The sequence below is a fragment of the Mesorhizobium sp. M0991 genome (assembly GCF_040318915.1).
Lineage (GTDB): Bacteria > Pseudomonadota > Alphaproteobacteria > Rhizobiales > Rhizobiaceae > Mesorhizobium.
In genome coordinates, this window is record NZ_JAMYNE010000008.1 from 162,368 (window position 1) to 181,365 (window position 18,998).

Annotated in this window: 20 protein-coding genes; 3 read left to right on the plus strand and 17 right to left on the minus strand. The window is 61.0% G+C overall.

Annotated elements, in window-relative coordinates; all coding sequences use genetic code 11:
• Positions 1 to 70 precede the first annotated feature (70 nt).
• Positions 71 to 1,012: an amidohydrolase family protein gene (locus NKH70_RS14695; RefSeq protein ID WP_353025516.1), complete on the plus strand. Its 942-nt coding sequence runs from the start codon at positions 71 to 73 to the stop codon at positions 1,010 to 1,012.
• Here the strand turns inward: NKH70_RS14695 and NKH70_RS14700 are convergent.
• Genes NKH70_RS14700 through NKH70_RS14715 form a run of 4 tightly spaced genes read right to left on the minus strand, consistent with a single transcriptional unit; the run spans position 986 to position 5,495 of the window.
• Complete coding sequence (locus NKH70_RS14700; protein WP_353025518.1) at positions 986 to 1,957, minus strand: ABC transporter permease; 972 nt, start codon at positions 1,955 to 1,957, stop codon at positions 986 to 988. The two genes, NKH70_RS14695 and NKH70_RS14700, sit on opposite strands and share 27 nt — an antisense overlap.
• Positions 1,954 to 2,919: an ABC transporter permease gene (locus NKH70_RS14705; protein WP_353025519.1), complete on the minus strand. Its 966-nt coding sequence runs from the start codon at positions 2,917 to 2,919 to the stop codon at positions 1,954 to 1,956. The genes NKH70_RS14700 and NKH70_RS14705 overlap by 4 nt, the downstream gene beginning before the upstream one ends.
• Positions 2,916 to 4,424 carry a sugar ABC transporter ATP-binding protein gene (locus NKH70_RS14710; protein WP_353025520.1) on the minus strand — a complete coding sequence of 503 codons (1,509 nt, stop codon included), beginning with the start codon at positions 4,422 to 4,424 and terminating at the stop codon, positions 2,916 to 2,918. The genes NKH70_RS14705 and NKH70_RS14710 overlap by 4 nt, the downstream gene beginning before the upstream one ends.
• Before the next feature lie 18 nt (positions 4,425 to 4,442).
• Complete coding sequence (locus NKH70_RS14715; RefSeq protein ID WP_353025521.1) at positions 4,443 to 5,495, minus strand: ABC transporter substrate-binding protein; 1,053 nt, start codon at positions 5,493 to 5,495, stop codon at positions 4,443 to 4,445.
• A gap of 240 nt (positions 5,496 to 5,735) precedes the next feature.
• On the opposite strand from NKH70_RS14715, the gene NKH70_RS14720 reads away from it, so the two are divergent.
• On the plus strand, positions 5,736 to 6,539 hold the full coding sequence (locus NKH70_RS14720; RefSeq protein ID WP_353025523.1) for an IclR family transcriptional regulator: 804 nt from the start codon (positions 5,736 to 5,738) through the stop codon (positions 6,537 to 6,539).
• Between the two features lie 1,391 nt (positions 6,540 to 7,930).
• Here NKH70_RS14720 and NKH70_RS14725 read toward each other — a convergent pair.
• From NKH70_RS14725 to NKH70_RS14785, 13 genes are all read right to left on the minus strand, one after another.
• The gene (locus NKH70_RS14725) at positions 7,931 to 8,788 is read right to left on the minus strand and encodes a protein-L-isoaspartate O-methyltransferase family protein (RefSeq protein ID WP_353025525.1); all 858 of its coding nucleotides are present in this window, start codon (positions 8,786 to 8,788) and stop codon (positions 7,931 to 7,933) included.
• Between the two features lie 143 nt (positions 8,789 to 8,931).
• Positions 8,932 to 9,774 (minus strand): D-glutamate cyclase family protein, encoded by an 843-nt coding sequence (locus NKH70_RS14730; RefSeq protein ID WP_353025527.1) that lies wholly within the window; start codon positions 9,772 to 9,774, stop codon positions 8,932 to 8,934.
• Between the two features lie 161 nt (positions 9,775 to 9,935).
• The gene (sctT, locus tag NKH70_RS14735; protein ID WP_352591469.1) at positions 9,936 to 10,751 is read right to left on the minus strand and encodes a type III secretion system export apparatus subunit SctT; all 816 of its coding nucleotides are present in this window, start codon (positions 10,749 to 10,751) and stop codon (positions 9,936 to 9,938) included.
• A 9-nt stretch (positions 10,752 to 10,760) separates the two neighbouring features.
• The gene (locus NKH70_RS14740) at positions 10,761 to 11,030 is read right to left on the minus strand and encodes an EscS/YscS/HrcS family type III secretion system export apparatus protein (protein ID WP_352467364.1); all 270 of its coding nucleotides are present in this window, start codon (positions 11,028 to 11,030) and stop codon (positions 10,761 to 10,763) included.
• Between the two features lie 17 nt (positions 11,031 to 11,047).
• Positions 11,048 to 11,701, minus strand: a complete 654-nt coding sequence (gene sctR, locus NKH70_RS14745) for a type III secretion system export apparatus subunit SctR (RefSeq protein ID WP_352745180.1) — start codon at positions 11,699 to 11,701, stop codon at positions 11,048 to 11,050.
• Positions 11,694 to 12,806 (minus strand): type III secretion system cytoplasmic ring protein SctQ, encoded by a 1,113-nt coding sequence (gene sctQ / locus NKH70_RS14750; protein ID WP_353025529.1) that lies wholly within the window; start codon positions 12,804 to 12,806, stop codon positions 11,694 to 11,696. The genes sctR and sctQ overlap by 8 nt, the downstream gene beginning before the upstream one ends.
• A gap of 29 nt (positions 12,807 to 12,835) precedes the next feature.
• Positions 12,836 to 13,318: a hypothetical protein gene (locus NKH70_RS14755; protein WP_352454244.1), complete on the minus strand. Its 483-nt coding sequence runs from the start codon at positions 13,316 to 13,318 to the stop codon at positions 12,836 to 12,838.
• On the minus strand, positions 13,305 to 14,663 hold the full coding sequence (locus NKH70_RS14760) for a FliI/YscN family ATPase (RefSeq protein ID WP_353025532.1): 1,359 nt from the start codon (positions 14,661 to 14,663) through the stop codon (positions 13,305 to 13,307). Before NKH70_RS14760 ends, NKH70_RS14755 begins: the two co-directional genes overlap by 14 nt.
• Positions 14,660 to 15,274 carry a type III secretion system stator protein SctL gene (gene sctL, locus NKH70_RS14765; RefSeq protein ID WP_353025534.1) on the minus strand — a complete coding sequence of 205 codons (615 nt, stop codon included), beginning with the start codon at positions 15,272 to 15,274 and terminating at the stop codon, positions 14,660 to 14,662. The genes NKH70_RS14760 and sctL overlap by 4 nt, the downstream gene beginning before the upstream one ends.
• A gap of 5 nt (positions 15,275 to 15,279) precedes the next feature.
• Complete coding sequence (locus NKH70_RS14770; protein WP_353025536.1) at positions 15,280 to 15,900, minus strand: SctK family type III secretion system sorting platform protein; 621 nt, start codon at positions 15,898 to 15,900, stop codon at positions 15,280 to 15,282.
• Positions 15,897 to 16,724: a type III secretion system inner membrane ring lipoprotein SctJ gene (sctJ, locus tag NKH70_RS14775; protein WP_353025538.1), complete on the minus strand. Its 828-nt coding sequence runs from the start codon at positions 16,722 to 16,724 to the stop codon at positions 15,897 to 15,899. The genes NKH70_RS14770 and sctJ overlap by 4 nt, the downstream gene beginning before the upstream one ends.
• Positions 16,725 to 16,746: 22 nt before the next feature.
• A complete protein-coding gene (locus NKH70_RS14780) occupies positions 16,747 to 17,376 on the minus strand; it encodes a hypothetical protein (RefSeq protein ID WP_352705959.1) in 630 nt (209 codons plus the stop codon).
• Positions 17,377 to 17,393: 17 nt separating this feature from the next.
• The gene (locus NKH70_RS14785; RefSeq protein ID WP_353025540.1) at positions 17,394 to 17,837 is read right to left on the minus strand and encodes a type III secretion protein; all 444 of its coding nucleotides are present in this window, start codon (positions 17,835 to 17,837) and stop codon (positions 17,394 to 17,396) included.
• Between the two features lie 436 nt (positions 17,838 to 18,273).
• Between NKH70_RS14785 and NKH70_RS14790 the strand changes: the two genes are divergently transcribed.
• Positions 18,274 to 18,996 (plus strand): L,D-transpeptidase, encoded by a 723-nt coding sequence (locus NKH70_RS14790; RefSeq protein ID WP_353025542.1) that lies wholly within the window; start codon positions 18,274 to 18,276, stop codon positions 18,994 to 18,996.
• The last annotated feature ends 2 nt before the right edge of the window (positions 18,997 to 18,998 follow it).

Below are 18,998 nucleotides of genomic sequence, written 5' to 3' on the forward strand. Positions count from 1 at the left end.
TAGTCCTTTCGCTTTCGCAGGATGAAGTCCGGATCGATTTCCGATGCCGGCCACACCATGAGAGAGATGCGTGCCAAAGCGTTACTGCGGACCGATCATCGATGCCCACCATCACCTTTGGGATCTCGGCCTCGGCCGCCATCCCTGGCTCACGCCCACGGCTGGCGAACGCGGCGGTCTGGGCGAGCTTGGCCCCTTGCGGCGAAACTACCTTCCTGAAGATTATTTGCGCGACGCCGGCCAGCACAGTGTCGTCGCCACCGTCCATGTTGAAGCCGGTTGGGCCGGGGATGACTGCGTCGGTGAAACGCGGTGGCTTGAAACCCTCGACAAGTCGCGCGGCGTGGCCGCCCGTTATGTCGTTCACGTACCTCTGGCGAACCGCCAAGCGCCGGCGCTGGTCCAGGCGCAGGCGGCATTCGACCGTGTCGTCGGCGTACGCGACATACTGAGCTGGGATCCGGATCCCGCCCGTCGTTTTGCCGCCCGTGACGGCATCATGGACGATCCGGCCTGGCGTGCCGGCCTGTCCCTGCTTGGGCGTCGCCGGCTGGTTTTCGACCTGATGGTATTTCCGCGCCAGCTCACCGGCGCGGCGCGCCTTGCAGCGGCCTTTCCGGACCAGCTCTTTGTTCTCAACCATTGCGGCAGCCCGATCGATCGCGATGCGGACGGGATGCGGGTGTGGCGCGAAGGGCTGCGGCTTTTGTCGGAGCGCGAGAACGTCGCCATCAAGATATCGGATCTGGTCGCCTACGATCATGATTGGACGCTCGACAGCCTAAGGTCGGTTGTCATGCATTGCATCGACTGTTTCGGTACGCGGCGCGCGATGTTCGGCAGCGACTTTCCGGTCGCCGGCCTGCATGCATCGTTCGATGCGGTGTATGACAGCTTCAAGGCCATTGCAGGAGAGCTTTCCGCGGACGAGCAGACGGCACTGTTCTACGGCAATGCACGGCGCATTTATCGGCTGGACGATATGTCATCGGCGGGCCTGCTCTCTGCCTGAGAGAAGCAGCAGCCCCAGGATCAGGGACCCAAACAGGATACTGCGCCAGCCGGGCGATGCGTTGACCACGGTGATCAGCGCCGTGATCGTAACCAGCAGGATGGCGCCGGGGATGGTGCCGGCATAGGTGCCGAGCCCGCCGAGGATCGAGGTGCCGCCAAGCACCACGGCGGCAATCGAGGCGAGCAGATAAGGATCGCCGATACCGACATAGCCTTGTCCGTTCATGCCGAGGACCAACACACCGGCAAGTCCCGCACAGAAGCCGCTGATGCCGTAGACCGCCAGCGTGGTCGAGGCGACCGGAACCCCGGACAGCGCCGCGGCGAGCGGATTGGCGCCCATCGCGAATATCCGGGCGCCAAGGGATGTCGCATGCATCGTGGTCAGAACGATCACTGAAATGACCACCCACAAAAGCACGCCTGCCGGAATACCGACCGGCCGCGCATTGCCGAGCCAGCGGACCAGCGGGTTCTCGGCGGTCACGGCACTGCCGCCGGCGATGATGATCAGCAGACCTTGCAGGAATGTCGCCATCGCCAGTGTCATGATCATTGGATGAACGCGCAACAGCGCCACGCCCAGCCCGTTCACCAGACCGATTGCGCTCGTCAACGTGAGAACTGCAAGAACGGCGGTGAGCCCTGTCGGATCCGCCTGCCACGAAAGCAGCGGCAGGCTGACAGCGCTAACCGTGACGATCGCCGCGACGGAAAGGTCGATGCCGCCGGCAATCACCACGAAAGTTTGGCCCGCCGCGACCAGGCCGATCACCGCGCCCAATTCAACCAAATAGCGCAAATGCCCATAAGCGCCGAAGCCATGTGAAGCGAAGCTCGCCGCGATCCATACCGCCGCAACTATAGCGATCGTAAGGAAGGGCCGGCTGCGCAGAATCGTCAGTGCGCGCCTGCCGCTCACGCTGTCTTTCCGTGCTGTCATTGCTGCACCTTGCGGAATTGCGGGATGGCGACCGCCCCGATGATGATGAGGCCCTGGGCGACATATTGGGCGACCGGCGTGAAGCCGAGGAAGAACATGACACTGATCATCAGGCTGAGCAGCAGGCTGCCCGCAAGAGCGCCGCGCATTGTACCCTGGCCGCCGAGGAAACCGATGCCGCCGAGCACTGCGGCGGCAATGGAATTCAGCGTGAACGCCGTGCCGATGACTGGATCGCCCGAACCCGTTTGCGCGGCGATGAACAGGCCGGCGCCTGTGCAAAGTAGGCCGCTAATCGCGTAGGCGGCGATCCGGGCACCGTCGACCGGCACGCTGGAGCGGTAGGCGCCGACGGGATTTTCGCCTGCAGCATAGATGCTCAAACCAAGCGGCGTGGCGAGATAGAGTTTCCACAAAAGCACGATGAGTACCAGCAGCACGAATGCCGCCGGCGTGTTGCCGGCAAGCAGGTCCGACAGCCACTCGGGTATGGCGCCGCCCGGCCTCGGCAGGATGAGCAGCGCAGCGCCGCCGATAATGAAGGAGCCAGCGAGCGTCACCACGATCGCCGGCAACCGAAGTTTCACGACGATGAACCCGATCGCGGCACCGATGCCGAGACCGGTCAGCGCCACCTCAGCGGCACCGCCGGCTACGCCCAGCGGCCCAGTCATCGTCGTCGCAGCGATCACCGCGCCCAGGCTGACCATGGCGCCGATGGCCAGGCTTATGCCGCCGGTGAGCATGAGGATCGCCTGGGCCATGGCGACCAGCGCCAGCGGAAACCAGCTCTGGGTGAATTTGGCGAAACCAGACGCTGTCAAGAGGCCGGGAAACAGGGAACCGTAGGCAATGACGAACGCCAGGACCACAGCGAACAGGCTGCGCACGCCGACATTGCGGCGCAGCTGAACCGGCCAGTAGAGCGCGCCGGCTTGGCTTGAGGATGCAACCGCGCTCATGCCGCAACTTTCTGCTGTTCGGCGCCCATTGCGGCGGAAACGATGGCTTCCTCGCTCAGTGCCTCGCGCTCGAGCATGGCCACGATGCGGCCTTCGCGGACCACGCCGACGCGGTCGCAAAGGTGCACCAGTTCGGGTGTGTCGGAACTGAGTAGCACGATCGCCTTGCCGGCGGCGGCGAGTTTGCGAAGCATCATGTAGATCTCACGCTTGGTCTCGACATCGACGCCGCGCGTCGGGTCGTTGAGGAGAAGCACAAGCGGCTCGTGTGGCATCCATTTCGCCAGCGCGACCTTCTGCTGGTTGCCACCTGAGAGTGCCTGCGCCGGGCGGTCGAGGTCGCCTTTGATGGCAAGCTGGGCGGCGAGACCCCTTGCCATATCGCGCTCGGCACGCCGGCTGCGCAGCTTCAGCGCCGGCAGCCTTGCGAAGGCGGGCAGCATCATATTGGTGATGATGGGATGGATCAGGTGCAGGCCTTCGCGCTTGCGGTCAGCCGGGACATAAGCGAGGCCGAGCGCATTGGCGTTCGGCACGCTACGGGGCAAACCCGAAACACCGTTAACCGTCGCGGATACCGTCCTGGCGGGGATCGCGCCGTAGAGGCCAAGCAGCAGATCTTCCTGCCCCTGCCCGACCAGGCCGCCAATGCCAAGCACCTCGCCCGTCCTGATGTCGAGATCGACGTCGCGCATCAGGCCGGCCGAAAATTTACGTACCGAGATGGCGTCGGCCGGCGATGGCGAAGGCCGCCATCGTGGAAAGAGATCGCCGGGGTCGCGGCCGACCATCAGCCGTACCAGCCCGGCGGCATCGGTTCCTTCCAGCGAGCAGTCCGCCGTGCAGGTCCCGTCCTTGAGCACGGTGACATGCTGGCACAGCGTCATCACCTCGTTCAGTCGGTGTGAGATGTAGAGAATAGCGATGCCCTCGCCCCGAAGCCTCTCCAGCAGGTCGGTGAGGATTTTTGTCTCAGTTGCCGATAGCGATGAGGTGGGTTCGTCGAGAATGAGCACGCGCGGCCGGCGGTAAAGCGCCTTGGCGATCTCCACCATCTGCCGGCGGCCGAGGGACAGGTGCCCCACCGGCGTAGACAGCGGTTCGTAAAGCCCGACAAGATCGCATGCGGCTTTGGCCTGGACGGCAAGCTCGTTGTAGTCGATCAAGCCGAACCGTTTGGGATAGGCACCGAGCCCGATGTTTTCGGCAATGGACAAGCTGGCCGTCAGGCTCAGTTCCTGCTGGACAACAGCGATCCCGGCCTGTCGCGCATTGGCGGGGATCATGCGCGAGACCGGGCGCCCATCGACCTCGATCGCCCCGCCGTCCGGGCGCAAGGCGCCGGACAAAAGGTTGATCAGTGTCGACTTACCTGCGCCGTTCTCGCCCAGCAGCGCATGCACGCGGCCCGGCTGGAGAGCGATGGAAACGTTGCGCAGAACGGGGTTGCCGAAGAAGGACTTCGACACCCCCCGCGCGGCGAGAAGCGGAGCCGTGGTTGTCAATGCTACAACCCTTCAGGCTTATTTCTGGGCCAGCAGCTTCTTAAATAGATCCTCATCGTACGGCGAATAGATATAACCGTCAGCCGGGAAATCCTTCGCCCGGGCGAGGTATTCGTCGATGTTGGAATTGTCGATCACCGGCAACGGGATCTTGACGAAAGCCGGCACATCCTCGCCTTCCAGTGCCTGGACGGCGGTGTAGGTGGCGAAGGCGCCGAGCCAGTTCGGCTGCATCGTCGCCCAGCTCTTCAGGCCCTTTTCCTTCCACAGTTCGAGGAACTGGCGCGCATTCTCGCCGGTGATCGGCACCTGGTCGCGGCCCTGCTTGTCGAGCGCGAGCACGGCGCCCGCCGACAACGCGCCGCCCAGCGACAGGATGCCGTCGATTTCGGGGTTGGCGAAAAGTAGGCTGGTGACGGCCTCTTGGGCGGGCGCGACATTGTAAGGCGTGTTCGTCTCGGCAAGCACCTTCACATCGGGATGGGCCTTAAGCTCGGCATCGGCGCCTTTGCGCCGGTCGTCGCTGACCGAAACGCCGGCTGGGCCATTGAGGATGAGGATCTTGCCCTTGCCACCGATGGCGTCGATCAGGAACTTGGCCGCCTGGTCGCCCCACTGTGAGGAATCGGTGTTGACCTTGGCGGTCACCTGGTCGGTATCGACGAGGCTGTCGAAGTTGATGATGGCGATGCCCTTGGCGCAGGCGTCCGCCAGCACGCGCGCCGGCGCGGTCGACGAACCAGCGATCAGGATGATGGCATCGACATCGGAATCGATCATCGACTGGATCTGCTGAATCTGGACGTTGGCGTCGCCCTGGGCATCGGTCACGACGAGTTTGTCGACCAAGCCTTGCTTCTTCAAAGTCTCGACTTCGGCTTCGATCGTGCCCTGTGTCTGCTTCATCCAGGTCGGCACTGAATAGATATTGGCCCAGCCGATCGTATATGGCGCTTTGCGATCGCCCTTGATGCATTTAGCCGAGGCGTTGGCCTGCGACCCGGCGCCGAGGCTGAGGAGAAGGCCGAGGCAAAGGGCACTGGCGGATGCGAAAAACGATGATTTCGTCATGATTGTTCCCTTCTGAAGTTATGCCTGGACGTGCGGGGTCGGGACGAGAAAACCCGCCGGTTCCCGTATCGGAAACCGCCCGTTTTTCTCGTCAGGACTTACTGCGCCTGGCTCGTTATTGTCCGATATCTCAGACAATAAGCCTGTATATCGGACAAAGGGGATGCTAGACTGAGCCTTGACATCTTTCAAGCGTCTTGAGACGAGGGCCGAAATGATTTTTGCGCGGGTGCGGCCTACATGAGCGATGGCGTCACTGGTCTAATTGAAACGGAAGCCGGCGCCGAGCCGCGCAATGGCGAACGGCGTCGCGGGATCGACCGCGTCATCATGCTACTCGAGGCCCTTCTGCGGCACCGCGCGCCGATGCGCGTCGGCGACATCGCCAAGATGATCGGGGCGCCGCGTTCAACCACTTATGAAATCGTCAACAGCCTGCTGGAAGCCGAAATGCTCGAGAACGTCGGAACGGAAGGCTATGTCTATTTCGGAAAGGCGATGCATCTGTTCGGCTGGGCCTACTCACATCATAATGCCCATTACCGGCGCATCATCGAAACCCTGGACAGACTAGCCGCGGAGACGGGCGAGACCGTCCAACTGTGTGGCCTGCGCGGGAACAAATACGTCGTCCTTGATTGCAGGGACTCTCCTGGCCCGTTCCGGATTTCAAGCGATGTCGGAGTCGAGGTTCCGATCCCGTGGACGGCGTCCGGAAGGTTGCTGCTCGGCCATATGAGCGAGCAGGAAATACGGGACTTCATTGCGCCTGGCGACTACAAGCTTCCCGACGGCCGCGTCATTGCACCAGCCGAGTTCTTCGGCGATGTCGCTCTGGCGCGCCAGCAAGGTTTCAGCGAGACGGCTGCTCTGGCCGACCGCTTCACGTGGTGCATGGCCGCGCCCATCCGCGACGGCAACGGGGCCATCAACAAGACGCTTTGCTTCGTGTTGCCCGTCGACACACCGGAAGCGCGGCGCAGCGAATTGCTTGCCCTGCTATGCGAGCGCGCCCGTGGGTTGTCGTTGGCGGGAAGCGAGTAAAAAATCGGCACGCGAAGATCCGGGATAGGCTCCGTTCGTTCAGCCGCAGCAGCGAAGCCGGAACTGATACTCCGGAGTATGGCAAAGGCGGCAGCGCGCTCCTGCTACCAGATCTTCTAATTATTTGATTTCTAGATTTTTAGGACGGGTCGCCCGACAACATTGACCTTAATGAGTATCTTCAGTCGGGCGAGGTCGCGACGGATGCGAGGTCCAGAATCATCGCTACAATCGCCCTCGAGTGTGAAGGATGTAGGCCTCGGCTGGCGCACGAAGGCCACAAACGCAAGCTCGAGCTCGGCTACACCCGTCGCCCAACGGCACACGCAGCGGGACGCTTCCCTGATATCTATATCTAGATGATGCGGTCGTCTATAAAACCATCTTCAAGGACGCCGGCGGTACGATCATCCGGACTCGGAGGCGTGTTCGGACGTCGTCTACCTTACTTTAGAACTCCTGACACTAGATTCGTAGGTTGATGGGCTCACTTTACTCGGCCTACTTCGTCGTCCAATCGACAACGCGGCGAGTGAGAATGCGAATATCGGCGTCATCGATCACGAAGTCGAACTTGACCTCGAGTGTCCATCCGTCCCCCTTAGGGCAGATTGTCCACCAGAGTCCGCATCATAGGGGCAATGAACGCGCCCGGTCTGGCGGCTAGACGAGCTAGAGGAACGGAACACTATCATTTTATTGAATTACTAATGACGCATGAAACGGGCTATAATTCGCTCGTAGCCGGCAGCGCCGTTGGCAGCCGGTTAGGTCCGGCGGCCCACCGGTCACCCCGATCGGCTGTCCGCCCGTCCCCATCAAAGTTACGCGCGGTGGCGACCAACGTGAGACGAGATCGATCCAACAACCCCGCACCCGGCACCAGGGCCAAGCGCCACGCGACGCCGGCCAACGACGAAGCAGGGTTTTTCGAGTTCTGCCCCGTTTGTGGCCAGACGTTCGACAAGCGAAACTTTGGCGAGGTGCTGCATCACTATCTCCCCGGCCACATCGCGCTAGCCACTTGTCTAAGCTGGCTGGAATTCCGCGGAGTGCCCGACTTCCTGCAGGGAAGGCCACGACTGGCACAATGGTATAGACCCTTCGTGGAACGCCCTTCAATGCGGGCCACACCCTACGACGGCGACACGCGAGATTGATATCGATCGCCAGGCTTTCGAATCCAGCATGTGTCGGTCATCAGCCAAGCATTCTCGAAGCCAAGAGAAAGCCTGCGCTGCAGCCGGCCAGGACCGCGGTTGCGATCCGCGCGCGCGGATCGGGGAAATTTCGGACGCAATGATGTTTCGGACTGCTCCCGACGGCATAGATCGCTGGTGGAACGACGTGCCGCACGCTACGACGGCGACACGCAAGATTGACATCGATCTCTAGGCTTTCGAAATCCAGTATGTGTCGGTCATCAGCCAAGCGTTCTCGAGACCATTTGCTGGTCGCCGTCGATGGTATTGCGCGAGACGGGTGACCTTGCCTCGGGCAGCCTTGAGGGCAGCCTTCAAGGCCTTTTCTTCGTCACTGCGCCTGGCTCCGCTGCACGGGTAAAACCCGCATGGCATAAGAGACCGTACAGGAAACGTATCGCCAGCCCTTTGCAGAAGCATCATGAAGCCTCGTTGGTCTTCAGCCGTGAACGGCAGTGCCATCCTGCCAGCGTCGGACAAATTCGAAAGCCACCGTTCCGGCACGTGCGTCACTCCGGCAAAGGCGACCACGACATTGAGGTCTGGCAGATCAACTGCCTGCGTTGCATCACCGGATACCACTTCGACATGGGCGTAATGGGCAAGATTGCTTTGCGCGCGCCGGGCTAGTTCTTCGTCGATCTCATAGGCAATCACGCGCCCTTGAGAACCCGTCAGTTCGGCGAGGATGGCGGTGAAATAGCCGACACCGGCGCCGACCTGAAGGACGGTCTGGCCGGGAGCGATGTTCACATGGTCGAAAACCAAGGCCCAAAGCGATGGCAAACCGCTGTTTAATCCGCGTTTTTCGTCAAGTGAGACCAGAACGTCGTGGTAAATCTCATGAAGTGCGGCTGAAGGGCTGGTATGGACCGCCCCGATCTGCAATCTCGAATGGATGCGCCACGGCCCGTTGCCAAGGTAGTGTTCGCGCGGAACCTTTGCGAAGGCCTCGATGACCGCAGGGTTGTGTAAGACCGGTGACGCGACACGCAGGTCTTCGGCAAACCATCGGCGCGCTTCACTGGCATCGGTTCTTGTCGGCATGGAATATCGGCTCCCGGATTGCGCGTACCCGAGTCATGCTCTCAGAAAACCGAACGGCGGCAAAGGGTACCTATCCTCGCGTCCGCCCTGCAGTCGAAGTGATTCGGAGCCGTTGGATCAGGCAAGCTCCGACTTGAGCGCGATCATTGCAAGCTCGCGCCAAGCTCGAAATTAGGCCAAGACAGCGCTCGTGCATCCACGTCGGTGATCAGCATATGGCCCGGCGAGACTGTGATGGAGATCGCGAGTTCGGCACGAGCAAGAGCGTCTTGGGCGGTCAGGCTGCTCGCCCAGAATACAGGGATCTCCCCGTCCAAGACTTCGACGGCATCACCCCAGTCGGGAGCCATCAAATTTCGGATGCCGACCGTCGTGGGCTCTCCGACATGGATGGGAGACCCGTGCGCATGCGGAAAGCGCGCGGTGAGCACGCGAACCTTGTCGACTTCGCTATGCCGTATCGGACGCATGGAGACGACCATTTCGCCACCGAACGGTCCGACTTGGGACGTCTCGATCTTGGTGCGGAACTTGGGGCCGGTTTTTCCACGGCCGATACGCCGGAGTTTCACGCCTCGTTCGACAAGTGCGGCCTCGACGGTGAGCGAACTGCCGAGCGCGAAGGCCGCAAAGTCATCTCGCCACAGGTCGATGATGTCTGTGGTCTGGCGGATCATCTCGCCGAAGTGATAGATGCTGTACTGTGGTGCATCGGTCCGGATATCGATATCGCCCAGCGCAGGCAGAAATGGGCTGCCCGCACGGCTCACACCGACCAAAGGGCAGGGTTTCGGATTGCGGACACAAAACTGATAGAAATCGGCGGCAAAGCTGCGCGGCACAATCACGACGTTGGCCTGGAGCTTGCCGCGCGCAAGCCCTCCTGTATGCCCTTCATAGGCACCCATCCTGACGAGTCTGCGCAATCTGCCCGCATCGACCATTCGCAAATCCTCGTAGATCGGTAAAGTGATCGGGCGAGCCATGGCTTCCAACGGATGCGCGTTCCAACGACACGTCGATAGCGCGTAAGATCATCGGCGGGTCTGCCGCTTGTCAAATCATCAGAATCTTTCCTCATTGATAAATCGTATTTATTGGCCGGCGAAGGATGGCGCTTTTTATTAGCTTTTGCTCATATTTATTCTCATTGACACTCGCGGCAGCCGATCGCTTCTATCTGTCGGCTTGCCTCATGCAGGAAACCAAGATCGCGGTTCATGTAGAAGAGCAGGAAAGCCGCATAGAGTACAAAGACGAGACTGAACACTAGCGTCTTCACGATAAGCGACAGTGCAAAAACATTCAGGTGCGGAGAGGCCCGCGCCAGGAAAGCCAGCACAATGTCGGACAGGAGCATGCTGATGATGAGTGGGAAAACGAGGGTCAGCGCCATCGCCATGATGCGATTCAGCAGACGCAGGAATATTCCCGCAGCATCCTTGCTGAATACAGGCAGAAGACTGTCGATCGGCCACAGGCCGTAGCTCTCGTAGAGACTGGTCAGGGAAAGCTGCAGGCCGCCGGCAGCCAGGTAGATTGTGACCATGATGACCGCGAGCAAGGTGCCGGTAGCACTCGTCTCGTGCGTCATCATAGGGTCGATCAGCGTCCCCATCGTAGAGCCCCGCTGCAGGTCGAGGATGTCACCGGCAGCCTCTGCTGCCCAGAATGGTATCCCCATACACAGCCCGAGCGTTACACCGACCACAACCTCCTTGAGAATGTAGGCTGCGATCATCGTGGTCGTGATGTCGCTGTTCGTCAGCTTGCTCACGACCATTGGAAAGATTGGAACTGCCAGCGCCAATGCCACGCCATTGCGCAGAAGCCCTGATAGCGGCACACGCGAAAACAGCGGCATCAGAAGCATGAAACCACCCACGCGTGCGAGCGCGAAAGCGCCTGCCAGGAGATAGACCTGAAGGTCTTTGACAGATGCGAAGAGTGGTTCGACCGGCACCTGCGTGCCTCAACGTGTGACGACCGGGAATTCGTCCAGAGCCGTCGATGCCTGCTGCGCGATCTGTTGGCCAAGCACAGGACCTAAGACGATGATGACCAGCAGGATCACGACAAGCTTGATCGTCTGCGGCAGCGACTGGTCCTGAATCTGTGTCAGCGCCTGGGCAAGGCCGACGAGGATGCCGACCGCCAGTGCCGCAATGATCGCTGGGCTGGACGCGAACAGCACCGTCAAAAGCGCGCTTTGGACCTTCGCCAGGATGAAGTCATTGCTCATGCGTACCCGCCGTGTCGTCAGCCGTAACTCAGGATCAGGCCATGCATCAGGCGCGACCAGCCATCTATGGCAACGAAAAGGAACAGTTTCAGAGGAATCGATATGAGGACCGGCGAGACCATGATCATGCCGAGCGTCATCAGGATATTGGCAACAACGATATCGATGATGAGGAAAGGAAGATAAAGCAGGAAGCCGATCTCGAAGGCACGGGTCAGCTCGGATGCGACAAAGGCCGGAACAAGGATCGAGAGATCGTCGTCCTTCAGGTTCTGCCGCGCCTGTTCCGGCCACAGGCGGCTCGTTCCATCGAGAAAGAACTGCCGCTCCTGCGGCTGGGTGAACTTCATGAGGTGTCGCTGCAATGGTTCCCTGACCAGTTGCGCCGCTCTGGCGAGGTCGTCCGTGGTCTGGAACTGAACCTGCCCTTCCTCAAGTCGGCCCGACATCTCGCTCAGCAACGGGGTCGTCACATAGACCGTGAGCACAAGCGCTATGCCGTATAGCACCAGATTGGGTGGCATCTGCTGGACGCCGAGCGCGTTGCGGATGAGAAACAGCACGACCGAGATCTTCAAGAATCCCGTCATCGTGACGACCGCCAGAGGCAGCAACCCGACAAAGCCGACTGCGATCAGAATCCCAAGCAGATTGGGCGAATTCTCAAGCATTATCGAACATGCGCACGATCCGCACGCCCAGGCTTTCGCCGATCCGCACGATCTCACCGCGGCCGACACGTTTGCCGTTGGCGATGATGTCGACAATCGCCTCGGTCACATCGGCGAGCGGAACAATAGTGCCGGGCGCAAGCTGCTTCACCTCCCCGAGAGGCATTGCCGTGCGGCCGATCTCGAAGGCAAGCACGACCGGCAACTCGTCCAGGGTTGATTCTTCCAAAGTCTGGCCGGCTGGCGGCGACGTGTTCTGGTTCATGGTCCACTCCCAATTCGATCCGGCGATAGCCATCGGCGCGGCAAGCAATTGCGGCCCGGCGGCCGTCAGGGCGACCGGCGCATAAAGGCGCTCGGCAATGATGAGTGCCGCCATGCGTTCTTCCGCCTCATTCCTGAAAAGCACTACGTCGTCAGGCTGGAGGCTTTTAAGCTCGCCAAGGGTTAGGTTGAGTGCGCCACGCCGAAGGCAGATCGGCAAAGGAAATTCGGCCGGGATCGGCGGTCTGGCCTTGGCGATCTCGTCAAAAAGACGGCCGATCCGAACCGCCAGGCTGGCGTCACTCGTGTTCAAGACGCAGTCAATCGTCTCCTGGCTGTCGGTCAGGACAAAAGCCAACGGGGTCTCACCCGAAACCGAAACTGCTTCTGTTTGTGTGACCGAGGTGAGCGCGATACTGTCGCCCAGCTTGGCCTCAATCCATTCGAGATCCTCTTCAAACGCGGATTCCAGCAGCAGTGCGGCGTGGGCGGGGGCCAGCCGCTTCATGTCGACCAGTTCGTCTGCCCTGGCGAAGCCTCTTTCGACCATGGAAAGCGGCAGGCGCAATTTGCCCATCGTGTCTCCGACGGAGAACGCAATGGTGTACCACCGCTGGTCCGCAGGGTTCGGCGCCGGCCAGACGGCAGCAATCGGCACCGCCCTGCCCGCGATCGTGATTTCCGCGTGCGCGCGCCGGCGGTAGAAGGCGTTCAATGCCTCAACGTCGACAGACGCAACAGAGTTCAGCACCAGCCGCTCGCCAACGCTCGACCGTGAGGCCTTGCGTTTTGCCGGCTTTACCTGCGCTCTCGTTTTTCCCGACGCAAAGGCTTGGGGCATCACATCCATATTCACGATGACAAACTGGGCTATGTGGGCAGGCGCGTTGGACCGCGCTCTTCTTCCTCGGAAAGCTCGGCAAGCGCCAGGCAACGTCGTGCGGTGCGGTTGATCAGATGCTCCAATACCCCGTCCAGCTTCGTCAGAGCTTTCATGGCCTCACGATGATCATTGCGAGCTGCCGACAGTTCCGCTTGCCGTTGCTGCTCGGCGACGCCGGCCATCTTCTCGTTTTCACGCAATTGCTCGGTTTTTCTGGCGGCGATTTCAAACCGGCCCTGTAGCTGGTGAAGGCTGGCAGCTTTTATCCGATGCCCAATAAGCGAGCCGAACGCTGCATCTTCGGCATCGACCGTGCGCTGCAGGTGCTCCGTGACCGCACTGGCCGCCTGCCGACCCTCCCTCGCGGCCCGGTCCAAAGCGGCGTGCCGTTTGATCACCTCTTCCCTTGCACGGTCCTCACGGCGGCGTCTGAGCTCGCGTAATCGAGTGATCATCTCACGATCTTTCACCGACGATCTCCCGCATGAGTTGGCGTGTCCTCTCCAGGCTCTCATGAGTGGCGGACGCCTGACGCAGAAAGGCGTTGATGACACCGATCTTCGCCACTGCCTCGTCCGCCACGGGATCGCTGCCTTTTTCGTATTCACCGACGCGCAGGAGAAGCTCGATGTCAGCGTAGCGGGCAAGCAGTTCACGCAGGTGGCCGGCGTCGGACCGATGTTCCGGCGCCACAACCGAATCCATGAGGCGGCTTCGGCTGCGCAGGACATCAATGGCCGGGAAATGGTTGCGCTGCGCAAGCTCGCTCGACAAGAAGACGTGGCCATCAAGGAGGGCCTGAACTTCCTCGGCGACAGGGTCCAGCGTACCGTCGCCTTCAAGAAGAACGCTGTAGAGGCTGGTGATGGATCCGACGCGACCCGTGCCTGACCGCTCGAGCAGACGGGGCAAGACCGCAAACAGCGAAGACGGAAAGCCGCGACGCGTCGGCGGCTCGCCCGCGGCCAGGCCAATCTCTCGGTGCGCACGGGCAAACCGGGTTAGGTTGTCCATTGCAAGCAACACATGTTTGCCCTGGTCGCGAAAATATTCGGCAATGCTGGTCGCCACATAGGCAGCCTTGACACGCTCAATGGCGGGACGGTCGGAGGTCGCAACGACGACAATGGCCCTCGCCCGCCCCTCCGGCCCGAGCTGTTGTTCGAGGAATTCGCGCACCTCACGTCCGCGCTCTCCAACAAGGGCGACCACGGCGACATCGGCATCGGTGCCGCTGACGATATCGGAAAGCAGGATCGACTTTCCCACCCCAGGTTCGCCAAAGATGCCGACGCGCTGCCCGCGCGCGCAGGTGAGCAGCCCATCGAGGGCGCGTATTCCGAGCTGGATCGGCTCGGAAATCAAGCTGCGCTCCAACGGAGATGGCGGATAGGCATTGACCGGATAGCTGCCGATGATGCCATTCGGCGAAAGCGGCTTGCCGTCCAATGGCTCGCCAAGCGCGCTGATCACTCGACCAAGAAGGCTGGGACCGACTGGCACCTGCTGGTCTTTTCCGGTCGCCACGACCTCAGTCAGGTTTGAAAGACCGGCCAAATCGCCCAGCGGAACAAGGATCGCCATTTCGTCCATGAGGCCGACGACTTCCGCCTTGGTCACCCTTCCGGTCCTAGGGTCGACGAGTTCGCATATCTCGCCGATACGGGCCTCCTCCACAGTCGCATGAATGACGGTGCCGGCGACACGCCGTACACGCCCCTTCCTGGGCCGGCCGGTATCGTCGCGCAGGCCCGAACGCAAATTCGGAATGATGGAGGCCAGACGGCTTTCGATATCAGCGGCGGGCGCGGTCATCGGACCTCCGTCTTCGGCGCAATCGCGGCAGCTATGGCTTTGAGCTGCGCGTCGATGCTCGCGTCGACGACGGCAAAGTCGGTCGAAACGATGCAGGCGTCCGCAGCCAGCGCGTCATCCGCGTCGATCTCAACCGTCATCGCCAGATCACTCTCGCGCAAGACTGCCTCCAGCTCATCACGAACCCTTTCGATGGACCCGGAATGAACTCGGAGTTTTAGGTACTTGGCGCGGCGGATTTCAGTCACCGCCTGTCTTGCGGCTTTGGCGACAAGCGCGCCGACGTCGAATTCTCCCAGAATTCGCCTGACGATATCGACGGCGAGGCCAATGACTTCGGATTCCAGCCCACCAAAATAGCGATCCACCTTGACCGCCGTCTCGCTGACTAGCCGCGTGGCCTCGGCATCGCCTTGCGTCTTGCCGTCGTCATAGCCCTGCGCATATTCGGCCGCATAGGCTCGCCGAGCGGCGTCGCGCAACTGCTGCGCATCACGCCTTGCTTCATCGAGAAACGCATGCCCATCCTGGAGAGTGCGCACCTCGGCGGCCCGCAGGATCCGAGCGTAGGGACGCCTCAGAGCTTCCGACGCTTTGCCCGATTCGATCATCTCGTCTAGCTCATCGCTCGTCGAACAATTGCGGGGCCGACCTCGGCAAATTGTTCGGCTGACGGCTGGTGGATGAGCTCTTGCGGCACCAGCTTGAGACGCACCCGCATGCTCGTATCGCCCGGCATGATCTGACACCAGGCGCCAAGGCAGCTCAGGCCGTCGCCGTAGACGCGACCGGAAATGTCTTCCAGCGGCCCCAATCGCTCAATCGGGCCGGCCAGATCGCGGTTAGCGAGGGCGAAAGCGCACAGATCAGCCCCAAGCGCCGCCTGCAATGCGGCCGCTTCGCGCCCAACAATGACAGCGGCCAGACTTCCAGCCCAGTAGATCGCGCCCGAGCGAAGTGCAAGTTCCTCCAGCTCTTCGCCAGACGACAAGGCGATCGCTCGATCCACCTCATCGGCCGGCTCTTCGACCACTGGAGAGAGCCTATGCCGATCGAGCAGAAGCTTCGACAGTCGCTCCTGCAAGCGTTGCGAGCGCAGCATGCGCTCGCAGGTAGCCTCGCAGACCGCGCCGTCAAAGCACTCCGCGAGCCAAGCCGCATCCACATAGGACGCGGGTTTGGAGATGAATGCCTGCCATTCCGGGCTGGCAGTTTGCTCCGAGCCGGGCTGGGTCATGTCTTCTTCACCGGCATTGCGGGAGCATCGAGCGCGTAGACGCCGGGCCGTCGATACCACTGCATGTAGGCCAACCGACCAGCCAGCACGAATATGGCCGCCGCCATGCCATAAAACAGTGACATCGCGGCGGCGACGCTGTCTGGATGCAGCCACAGGCCGAGGAAGGTGGTGAGACCGGCCTCGCCGGTTTCCTGGTTGGGAGCCGTCGCTGCAACCGGAATGAGGGTGACAGAAACATTGTCATAGGTCAGTCCGGCGATGCCCTTGGCCACCAGCATCTTGACCTGCGGGATGAGCTCATTCATCGGAACGGATGCGCGATGCCGGATGAACACGGAGGCGGACGACGGTAGCAGTTGCTGCCTCAGCGGATCGTTTTCGGGCAGTACGAGATGAACGCGCGCCGAAAGTACGCCGTCGATGTCCGAAATCGTCTGCGACAGCTCCTGGCTCAGGCCATAGATCATCGTTGCCCGCTCTTCCACCGGCGAGGACACAAGCCCATCTCTCTTGAACACCTCGCCGAGCGTCTGGAATTCCTGTTTGGGCAAGCCGCTCTCGTCGAGAATGGCCATAGCTTCGGCGAAGCGGCCCTTCTGTACGGAAACCGTCATCTTGCCGTCCTTGCCGACCTCGCGTTGGGCCGGGATCCCGTGACGCATGAGCGTGGCCACGATCTCGTTGGCCTGCCGCTGGTTGAGGTTGGAATACAACTCCACCGAACACGCCTGGAGCACAAGCATACCCATGACAACGAGCGCAACGCGAAACCTGGCGCCGCATCGATCCAATCGCGTTAAACGCCGCAGCGAGGTTGGCATGGGCGCGAACACTCCGCGGCGCTTACTGTTGCTTGATCAGCGTGCTGGTGGACGACGTGACAGCCGTCACGCTGCTCGTAACCACCTCGAGATTGGCGGCCGCCCACATCACCGAAATCGATCGTTCCAGGAGTTGCTCTGCATTCTTGGCTCGGGAGTCTTCGCCTTCCTTGCCGGACAGAGCCATCTTGTCGGCGCGATCCTGCGCGGCGGCCGTTTCAGCACTTTCGGGGGCGTTAGCCTGGCCAAGAGCCTTCTGTACCTGCTGCATGGTTCCTTCCAGCGACTTGACGGCAGAACCGAAAAGGGCCGATGGATCCGTGAACACCCCACCTGCAGCCTTCTCCGTCTCGGCCATGTAGTCGAAGAGTTTGTGCTCGAGGATTGGCTCGGTCTTCTCCGGCTTGAAAGCCTGGCCGCCTATTGCCGGATTGGCGCCGGGCGTCTGCGCCACCTGCTGACCTGCCCGCGTGGCGACATCACTGCGCTCAGGTGTATTGACCTTCGCGGCATCGTGCTTTTCTTGCTTGGCGCCCACCATTCGGTTGCCGGGCTGGGCTGCCGCGCCGACGGTGATTTGCTGCTGCGAACTTATGCTGGTGGTTAAGTTTGCAAGCGTAGCCTCTAGGGCTCCAATCGGTGCTATTTGCAAGAATCTGCCCTCCTGTCCTAGTTCGGTTTGACGGAGGGGACAATCTGCGCCTCCGCCTGCCTTCCGCGGAAAACGCGAACCGACACAGCTTTGCCGGTCTCCTGCTTGGCGCTCGGCGTGGCAGGCACCCCGAGGGTTTTCCTGACGAGCTCGATGTATGATGGCGGACCCGATACCGAGATGACGTCGTCTTGCTTGGAGACCTTTATTGGAAACCGCGGGTCACTGACGCCCAGCCGTGAAAGCCTGTCTTCGGCGCCAGCAGCCATATTGGCATCAAGCGGAATCATTTCCGTCTGGACTTCGGCTTCGGTCGCGACGTTCATGACGATGCCGTCGAAATGCCAGATCAATCCGTATCGATTGCATATCTCTTCGAGGAACTCGCGGGCTGTTTCAACCGGCATGCCGGCGCTCAGGCGCCCCTTTACCAGCTTGCTGACACGCATCGGCACGCGCATGTTGCGGCCGAGCTCAACCAGCGCGTCTGTCACCGACTGATCGATCGTGATGTATTTGTAAGGGCCAGGGGGCCAGCGCGGTTCGGCAGCAAACGCAGGCTGGGAGCCAAAGCCGAGCGCCAGGACGACGGCAAGCCGGCAGGCCACAAGGGCAGCTCTGCCTCGAGATAACCGATCAGCATGGTTGATACTGGGTACCGTCACATTGGTCCTATCGAAAGCGACCCACGAGTAATGCCCCGCCTCGCTTGCTTCATAGCTTGTCCGCCGATGTCATTCTATCGTGGACACTCGAAAATGGGAAGTCCAATTGGATTGTATATCAACGACCTGTGCCAAATGTTGCGAAGGAACCGCAAGACGATACAGTGCGGCGTAGGAATCGGTTACCACCGGGTTCGGGGTCATTGGTTCAATGTGGAAAGGAGTGGTCTCGGTGACGGAAACCAACAGCCTGCTCGCGAAGTTGGAGGTGCCCGCAGGCGTTGCTCGAGGCAAGAGGTTTGCGGCAACGCGTCTCATCGAGGCATTGAGTGCATCGGTTCTGGTCGCGGTGGCGTCGATTGCCGCAATCGCGTCGGCGCAGGCCCAATCGAACAGCGGTTATGACCCTAGAAGTTGGACATACGATCGGGGAAGAAATGTACTGGTCTCGCCTAGCGCTTCCGGCCTGACGGCGGACGGAGAATTCACGCCCGAGGAGTCAGAGATTCCCAGGCAGGTTGTGACATTCAGCGAGGCTCAGCCGAGGGGGGCGATTGTGATCAACACCACGGAGCGGCGTCTCTATTACATGCTGGGGGGCGGCAAAGCGCTACGATACGCGGTGGGGGTCGGCAAGGAGGGGCTGGAGTGGTCCGGTCGCGACACGATTTCGAAAAAGAGGGACTGGCCAGATTGGCGGCCACCGGCCGAAATGCGATCCAGAGAAGCATCAAAAGGCCGTATCTTGCCTGCGCACGTGGCCGGAGGCCCGAACAACCCTTTGGGCGCACGGGCACTGTATATCGGAAACACGCTTTATCGCGTCCACGGCACCAATCAGCCGTGGACCGTCGGACAAGCCAACTCCTCTGGTTGCATTCGCATGACCAATGAAGACGTCATTGACCTGTATGACCGCGTAAAGGTCGGCGCTCAGATTATTGTCCGGCATTGAAT